General features: G+C 39.6%; 6 protein-coding genes. 3 read left to right on the top strand and 3 right to left on the bottom strand.

Going from position 1 to position 8,745, the window contains the following annotated elements; translation table 11 throughout:
* Positions 1-1,024: 1,024 nt before the first annotated feature.
* Positions 1,025-2,038 (bottom strand): sensor histidine kinase, encoded by a 1,014-nt coding sequence (locus ACFIMP_RS04260; RefSeq protein ID WP_375611690.1) that lies wholly within the window; start codon positions 2,036-2,038, stop codon positions 1,025-1,027.
* 22 nt (positions 2,039-2,060) lie between these two features.
* The gene (locus ACFIMP_RS04255; protein WP_375607013.1) at positions 2,061-2,855 is read right to left on the bottom strand and encodes a response regulator; all 795 of its coding nucleotides are present in this window, start codon (positions 2,853-2,855) and stop codon (positions 2,061-2,063) included.
* Positions 2,856-3,023: 168 nt separating this feature from the next.
* Between ACFIMP_RS04255 and ACFIMP_RS04250 the strand changes: the two genes are divergently transcribed.
* The 3 genes from ACFIMP_RS04250 (at position 3,024) to ACFIMP_RS04240 (ending at position 5,444) form a co-directional block, all read left to right on the top strand.
* Entirely contained in the window at positions 3,024-3,227 is a 204-nt protein-coding gene (locus tag ACFIMP_RS04250; RefSeq protein WP_375610684.1) for a NepR family anti-sigma factor, read from the top strand.
* Positions 3,228-3,234: 7 nt separating this feature from the next.
* Positions 3,235-3,789: an RNA polymerase sigma factor gene (locus ACFIMP_RS04245; protein WP_375611691.1), complete on the top strand. Its 555-nt coding sequence runs from the start codon at positions 3,235-3,237 to the stop codon at positions 3,787-3,789.
* A gap of 224 nt (positions 3,790-4,013) precedes the next feature.
* On the top strand, positions 4,014-5,444 hold the full coding sequence (locus ACFIMP_RS04240; protein ID WP_375613648.1) for a sensor histidine kinase: 1,431 nt from the start codon (positions 4,014-4,016) through the stop codon (positions 5,442-5,444).
* A gap of 899 nt (positions 5,445-6,343) precedes the next feature.
* On the opposite strand, the gene ACFIMP_RS04235 is transcribed toward ACFIMP_RS04240, so the two are convergent.
* Positions 6,344-8,332: a M23 family metallopeptidase gene (locus ACFIMP_RS04235; RefSeq protein WP_375685047.1), complete on the bottom strand. Its 1,989-nt coding sequence runs from the start codon at positions 8,330-8,332 to the stop codon at positions 6,344-6,346.
* Positions 8,333-8,745 lie beyond the last annotated feature (413 nt).

Raw genomic sequence — 8,745 nt, 5'->3', positions numbered from 1 at the left:
GGGTTTTCCCCTTTGAGATGGGTTTTCCCCTTTGAGATGGGTTTTCCCCTTTGAGATGGGTTTTCCCCTTTGAGATGGGTTTTCCCCTTTGAGATGCGTTTTCCCCTTTGAGATGCGTTTTCCCCTTTGAGATGCGTTTTCCCCTTTGAGATGCGGGTTCTATAGTGAATTAATCAAAGTCATTGGCTTGCACGTCATAAAAGGGTGTGTGTGGGGGCTCTATGTCGGTGAGTAATATTTGAAAAAAGACTGAAATGCCTCTTATGGACGCTCTCAAAGGTCAATGGCTGTTGTAACATGAGAGACAAATGGTATGATGATGCTCAGCTACTACTTTTATGAAGTGAAAAGGGGCATGAAGGTAAAGAAGGACGTGGCGTAACAAGGGGCGGTTTTGATGGTTCACTTTACGGGGGCTATTATATCTTATTTACACATACTGTTTTGAAATGAGCGTGGATGCGCTGGGAAATATTAAAAAAGTGCGTGAATGAGGAACACAAGTGTATCCTGTTTTAGGATGCCCTATTGTAACTGAAGAGGATATCTCCATTAAAGAATGCGATAAATAAAAGCATAAAATGTGTAATTTACATCAATTAATTGTCGTTGTCGTGGATGCTTTAAGCCCGTAAAGCTGAAGAGTGATGATGGATATTAGCTTTACTCCTTGAAATTTCATATTCTGCCAAAATAAAATTATATACGCATTGCGAAAATTACACAAAAAGAGATGGGTAATAGGCTCGCTTTTATTTGGCATATAAAAGCTGAAACGGTTTGCTCTTTATCGTTTTGGTTTCTGTTTTAAAATATGCCGGTTATATGAGGGATGGAAGTTGATTGACAGCGGGAATGGATTTTATGTGGCTTTCAGTTCTCATCGTTAAGGTTTTGCGGAACTATTGGGGGACTATAGAGGTTGGTTTAAAGAGGTTGGAAAATATCTTTGTGCTTAATAAACAGATGAGACATTTTGCTAAAAAAGGGGAAAATTCTCTTGTTCATTGTTTAAAATGCTCTTTTAAGAAAAAATATCAAAATAAGTATCAGGAACAGAGAGGCAATAGACAATTCCTTCTTGTGTCAATTTGAGGGAAGCTGAACCATTCACGGAAATGGGAACGATTTTTTCGAGAACGGCACTACCAAAACAGGCTTTTTTATTGTTTGTGGGAGGGATGCCGGATTCAAAATTTTCATGCCAAGTGATGATAAGTTGCGTTTTGCCATTCAGTTTTGTTTCAATTTCACAGCGTACACAGATGCTCCCCTTTTCTTGGGAAAGGGCTCCAAAAGAAAGAGAATTGACAATCAGTTCATGAAAAGCCAAACCGATATGCAAAGCGGCATTGGGAAAAAGATAAGGATCGACGCCTTCAAGTGAAAAACGTTCTGTTTCTTTCATAAAATAACCTAAAGCCTGCGTTTGGACCAATTCGCGAAATTGAGCACCGCGCCAATCGGAATCAGTGATCAGATCTTGAGAATGAGAAAGAGAATGAAGACGACCTTGAAATTTTCGTAAAAAAACCTGAAGAGATTCAGTATAGCGGGCGGTTTGGCTGGCAATACTTTGAATGATCGCTAGAAGATTTTTAGAACGGTGACTGACTTCGCGAAGAAGGATTTTAAGCACTTGTTCACGGCGGCGTAAGCCGGAAATATTGACACCGGTGGTGATAATACCAATAATGTCTTCGTTATCATTGCGGTGGCAATCAATAGAAAATTTGTACCAAATCTCTTGTTTATTTGTATCTTCAAAACGTGCTTCAACAGTTTGCATTTTGCCACTGGCTAAAACTTGCAGTTTGATGGTTTCCATATTGTCTGCAAGGTCAAGCGAAAAAAAGTCGCTGTCACGACACCCAACCCGCCATTTATTGTGCAAATGGTGTGGCAAGTTTTCAGCCCATAAATAAACCAGATTTGTTGCCTGATAGAGAACGCAAATATCAGCACCACGAATCGCTTGCATGAGCGCACTCATATGAGATTTATCCATGGGAGGCTTTGAAAGAGGCGTAACGATCATAATTTTAAGATGTTACCCTGTTCTAAGCCGCTTTAGAAGCATTCTCTTGAAAAAATAAAGCTTGGGAAATAAGCGCTTTCACCATATCAGGGTTAAAAGGTTTGGTCACTAAAAAAGTTGGTTCTGGACGCTCGCCAGTGAGAAGCCTTTCGGGAAAAGCCGTGATGAAAATCACCGGTATACGGTCATTTTTCAAAATCTCGTTGACCGCATCAATCCCTGAACTGTTATCGGCTAATTGAATATCAGCCAAAATCAACCGTGGTTTTTTCTTATGATACATGATGACAGCTTCATCACGCGTGCGCGCTATTCCTACAACATGATGACCTAGGCTTTCTACCATTTGCTCAATATCAAGTGCAATAAGAGGTTCATCTTCAATAATCATGACTTCAGTGGCAATTTGTTGAGAAATATCAATGGATGCTTGGTTGAGAAGCTTGCGAAATTCTTTCGTATCCAGATTCATGATTTCGCTGGCGTCTTGTTCATGAAACCCTTCAACGGCAATGAGCAAAAATGCTTGGCGTGCACGGGGCGTGAGATAGGATAATTTGGCACTGGTTTTTTGTTCAAGACCAAATTGGGGCAGGGGTTCAGGGATGTTTGGTGTGGTTTGGTCAAAAAGATGGCAAAAAAGCCAATAGGTACCAATTCGGTCAGTGGAGGCTTTGGGAAAAATGGAGATGTCGGCAATGAGTGCTTCCAACATCGCTGAAACATAGGCATCGCCAGAGGATTGGCTACCGGTGACAGAGCGGGCAAAACGCCGAAGATAGGGAAGATGCGGGGCAATGCGCGTTGATAATGACATAATTTATAACTCCTTTGACCTTTCAAGCATTTTGTTGGTTGAAATTCTCAACCGATAAAAAAGTTCCTTGATTTGTATGGAACTTTTTACCGGCAGCTATATTTACAACCATAAGGCGAAAAATTCTTCGCGGTGCTACCAGTAATATATGGATTAGGGGGATGAAAAATGAACGACCGTGATGAAAAAAATCTCACTACACAATTTAGAGTTGGAGATGATCTTCTCGGGGTCAATAGCGAAATAGCACGGAAGTTACGTCAATTTTACATGGAAATTCAAGAAGAAGCACTGCCACGGTGTTTGCTTGAGCTTTTAGAGAAGTTGGAGCGCGCAGAGCAATTTGGCTTAAACAATGTGGAAAAGGTTTGAATCCTTTATGTCAAAGTGCGCGAAAAACTTTAAACAAGAACTCCTTTCTGTGTTGCCGGCTTTACGAGCTTTTGCTGTTTCTTTAAGTGGCAAGCACGATAAAGCCGAAGATTTGGTCCAAGATACTGTTATGAAGGCATGGGCTAAGCAAGATAGTTTTGAGATGGGAACTAATCTTAAAGCTTGGCTTTTTACCATTTTGCGCAATGAATTTTATAGTCAAATGCGTAAAAAGGGAAGAGAAGTTCAAGATACCGATGGCGTGTTTACTCAAAATGTCGCTGTTCATCCTGCTCAATATGGATCGCTTGATTTGCAAGATTTCAAAAAAGCCTTAAATTTGCTTTCTGCCGATCAAAGAGAAGCCATTATTCTCATTGGCGCATCGGGATTTTCTTATGAAGATGCTGCGGCTATTTGTGGTTGTGCTGTTGGAACCATTAAAAGCCGTGTGAGTAGGGCGCGTAATCGATTACAAGAACTTCTTAAAGTCAATGGTGAGTCTGATTATGGTCCTGATTCTTACTCAGCTGGAAGTACATTGTGTTCATTTAACGGCTAAAAAAGCATAATAATTATGATTGATAGCCTTGTTTTTTTTATTCCCGTTATAGCTATTACAGTAAAGTCAGTATCTGAGGGAATTCAGAAGTTTGGCGTGTATCCTTAGGAACACAAGAAAAGCCTGTATAAAACTTTCTCACGGGCTTTAGGTTTTATGTTCCATAAGGTTGCCTTCCTTTGTGCTGAAAAATGACGACTTTCAAGTTCGCCAATGGACATTCTATGACAACAAAAACAAATTTGATGCCTCAAATGCCTTCTTCTGATGCAACGATATCACGCTGGCGGTGGGGTGCGATTGTTGTTTCTCTTGTTATGGCTCTTTTGGCATCGGTTTTTATTATGTTGCTTTCAAATGCCGTTGATCGAGAAGTCGCACAGTTGAATACAAGTTCAGAATTGCGCGAACAGGCTGATTTGGTCCTTATTAGCCTGATTGATATGGCTGTTGCTGATCGCAGCTATGCAAAAACGCGCAAGGCGGAAGATAAAATACGTTTTGAAAATGCAGAGCGGGAGTTGGGGAATATTCTCGACTATATCGCACTTATTATTTATGCGCATCCGCAGTGGTATAAATGGTTTACGGCTTTTAAAGAAGAGGTTGAAGCACGAAAAGCCTTTATGAATGCCCATATGCGTGCTCTTGATGCGATTCCTGAACAACCTTCTCAACCTTCTCATGCGGACTCTTTGGAAGTATCAAAGATTCCTGTAGCACGTTTAGCTCAATTGATGACAAGCTTTATTAATGGGGATGATGTGGTGCGACAAAAACAGCGTGAGGGTATCGCATTGATGCGGGCGGCTTTGACATTGGCGGCTATTGTTTCCGTTGTGAGTACCTTTATTTCTGCCTATTTTGTTATTAATCGTTTTCATCGTGATATGCGCTCTTTAAAATTGTATCAATTGCTGCTTCATAGTGAAAATATCGCTCTGGAAGCCCGCGTGAAAGAACGAACACAAGAATTAGAAAGAGCACGTAATCACGCTGAAAAAGAACGCCAACGGGTTGAAATATTGTTGCAGGATGCAAGCCATCGTATTGGCAATTCTCTTGGGACGGTGTCTTCTTTGTTGGGGCTCCAGTTAAACCGGAGCAAAAATGAAGAGGTCCGTGCTGTTCTAGGGGCTGCACGTGATCGTATTCAGACAATTTCTACAGCACATCGTCGTTTGCGCTTAAGTGATGATATGGAAACGACACTATTGGCAGAGTTTCTCAGCTCTGTTGTGCATGATGTCGAATTGGCAGTCCCTTTTGAATTGCGTGAAAACATCACCATTCACACCAACTTTAAAGATTGTCGCCTGTCTTCAAGAGATGCGACAACACTTGGAATTATCCTTGGTGAACTGCTGACAAATTCCTTAAAACATGCCTTTCCTGATCAACGGTCTGGTCATATTTATATCTCCTTTGGTCCCCAGAAAGATGGACAATTGATGCTCATTGTAGAAGATGATGGCGTGGGAATGAAAAGCCAAACTTTAAAACAAAAAACAGGACTTGGTCGTGTGGTCGTGGAACAGCTCTGTATGCAATTTGGTGAAAAACCTCTGTTTGAAACTTCTGCTTTAGGAGGCACAAAGATTGTCATTCCTTTGCCAAAACTTAGCATGAATAGTTCAAAAAAAAGCTCTGACTGATTTTTTAAAAGGGTAAATTTTCTCTTTTCTCGTGGTAAGCTGCCTTTCATTCATCGTGAATGTATGGGGAGGGCATCTTTTCACAAGAAGAAGGAAAAATACGGCTTCAGTAGCGCGAACACAGCACCATTCATATCAGATTGTCAATTGCCTTCAAGAGAAACAATTTTGCTTCTTTATCTTTTGGTGTAATGTTTGATTTTCTCTCTTGTTGTTTTTTTGCTTTGTTGACTCCGATGATAGGCTTTCAAAGTTCTCCTTGTCTGAGAGCTTTGAAGTGCTTAAGTTAGCCTTTAAATTTATTTTGAATAAGTGCTTCTTTAAGCCAATAATACTTATATTCGTAAGCTCTATTGCTTTGCAAAGAGAGAGTTTTTTCAAGTTTTGTTATTTTTTGTAAGGCATGTGAAACTTTAAATATGGGGTGTTTTTGTAAAAGTGTGTAAGGAATATTCTTAAGGTAGAACGTGCTCAGAAAGTTCATGAAACACCGTCCTTTAGGGCTATGAACAGCATACATTCAACAAGTGGAATCTATTCAATAAAAAGCTGGATTGTTTATAGAATGATATGGATTTTAGAATCTTCATCCTTTAGCGGGCACCTCTTTGATTTGAGATTTTATTGCATGGCAAATAAGGACGGGCTATCGTTTTGATAAAATAAACAAGAAGAGTTAACCTTTTGGGGTTTCATATTTTTCACTTTTCTATTGTGCGTAAACCTGAAAAGGGGAGGGCGTTTTATTTTTAATCATTGTGATGCGACCTTGGGTGGTGGCATCTTTCGGCGTATTCTTTAATAGATATTTAAAATGCGGAAATCTCTTTAAGAAAAGTAAGCGCTCAAGCATATTTTTTAGATGTTTTGAGTCGTAAAAATGCAGATGCTTTCATGCTTTAAGTCTCTTCGGAGGGTGCTATTGGGCTGTTAATCAAGGCATCAATGTTGTTTTTTTCTTGTAGGAATGTTTGTAGGTCTTGATTGGTTAAGGCTTTGCTATCCGGTATACGAATGCGCATGGGATCAACTTTGACGCCATTGACAATGATTTCAAAATGACAATGGGGACCGGTTGCCATTCCTGTTGATCCAACATACCCAATAATTTGTCCTTGTCGTACTTTCACGCCTGGTTTGATGTCTGGTGCATAACGACTTTGGTGTGAATAACTGCTGACATATCCATTGGCATGTTGAATTTCCGTATGGTTTCCATAGCCGCCTGTTACGCCTACTCTTGTGACAATACCATCTCCTACAGCAATAATGGGTGATCCTTTAGGAGCAATCCAATCAACACCCGTATGCATGCGGACATAGCCTAAAATAGGATGTTTGCGTGGACCAAAGGGAGAGCCAAAAATGCCATTTGGTGTGGGTTTGCGCAGCAAGAAAGGCTTTGAACTTTTCCCTTCAGAATCATAATAATCAACGCTTCCATCTTTTAATTGATAACGGTAATATTTATAAGTTGTATTCCCAAAAGTTGCACTAATATAACGAATTTCTGGATCAGCGTTCTTGGATGATTCCTTTGCTTTCAAATTCTTTTTGCCGTTTTTGTTTTCTTTATCGCTTTGTGGTACAGCATAAAATATTTCGATCTGATCATTGGGTGTTATCGGACTTTTCATGTCAATATTGGTGGCTAGCAGACGAATAAGACGATGAGAGAGAGATTGTGATATATTATGGCTTAGCAAAGCACTATAGAGTGCATCATAAGCCGTTGGTAATTGCGCGCTATTGATATAAGAATGTGGAATACCATTTTGAAAAGCCGTTTTAAGTGCTTTAGACATTTTAGGCTCTGTGCTTTCAATGAATTGGCCTTTATCATTCAGGGCAATGGTGAGAATATGATGCATTCCTTGATAGATACTTGCGCGTACGAGATGGTCTTCTTCACCAGCTTGTGTCACGATACCAATGCGTAAAAGGCTTCCCTCTTTAAGGGAATCGGAAAGGCTTATTTTTTCTAGCGTTTTTACAACCTGGTCAATTTGCTTTTTTGTATAACTGGTTTTTTTGAAAGCATCGGCTATCGTTTGTTTTTTACGAATAGGAATAATATCTTCAACATAGTTTTTCGTCAGATCGATACGGTGACTTTGAGGAGAAACGGTTACATTTTCTTGAACGATTCGAACTTCAGGGGATTCTGTGCCTTGGGAAGGGGAGGATACATCTTCTAATTTTAAAGGATCAATCAATGTGAGAACTGAAAGAAGTTCGGAGCTCTTTTCTAAAGTAAATCCAGCTTTTTGTACTTCTTGTTGTGCCTCTTCATCTGTCAATGTGTCGCTGTCATCAAAATCGAATTGATTTACCTTAAAATCATAGCTGCGTAAGGTGAGTTTTGTTTCAACCTTTGCTCCATAAATCTGCCCAGAATCTTCTTGTGGTGCGATATTTTGATTTTTCATATCACTAGCAAGAATGCTTAAAGAATCAAATTTTGGATAGCTATATTTCTGGGGGCGATTTTCGGCTAAAGCCATACGAATCCATTCAAAATGTTGTGTTTGAATGACTTTTTCATCGCCTTTTTTTTGTAGAATCGATAATTCAAATTGACGTTTTCTGTCAAAGCTTTGCCTTGCATGGGTGGGAGAAATACGATCACCTTTATAGCCATTGGCCTCAGGGTCTTGTGATTCTGATAGGTTTTCTTGCGTAAACCATTGTGGCGGTGTTACCAATCGCTGTTGTTCATCAAGAGCCGTAAAAAGTGCAATCCCCATAAGAATGCAGGAAGTGATTCCTGTCAGAATGGTTCCCGTAAGCCAACGAGCAGAGACCTGTCGGCGCGCAGGCCGCAAGCGCTTGACGACAAGAGCAGGGTCTTGTCCAGGATCGTTTTTTTGTTGTTCGTTATCCCACATAGATTTATAAGAGTACTTTTCAATATTAAATAAAGAAAGCTAGATAGATAGCTTAGCATGCTTCTACAGGAATTTGATTCTTTTTACAAATTACAGATCATGCGATTCTCTTTATACAGCAATGTCTTTATAAATCGTATCTGCGCAGAAAATTTTCTCTATTAAAGTAGCATAAAACAAGCGTTATTGTGATTAACTCATTCCTAGGCAACTTCCTATTTTTATGCATTGCAATGGGGTGCTATATTTTACTTTAAAGGCGCCATGCTCTCTTTGAACTCCTTGCTGTTTTCATGTTTTATTTTTATGAAGGCAGATTTTTCCTATAATTGCTTGTTTCCAATAATGTCTTGAAATAGGATTTTTTGTTCAATATTTTATTGGTAAAGTTTGGGTTATTTTATTTAAAAAAA

The sequence above is a fragment of the Bartonella sp. AP65SXKL genome, assembly GCF_042195725.1.
Lineage (GTDB): Bacteria > Pseudomonadota > Alphaproteobacteria > Rhizobiales > Rhizobiaceae > Bartonella.
This window is presented reverse-complemented; position numbering and strand designations above follow the sequence as displayed.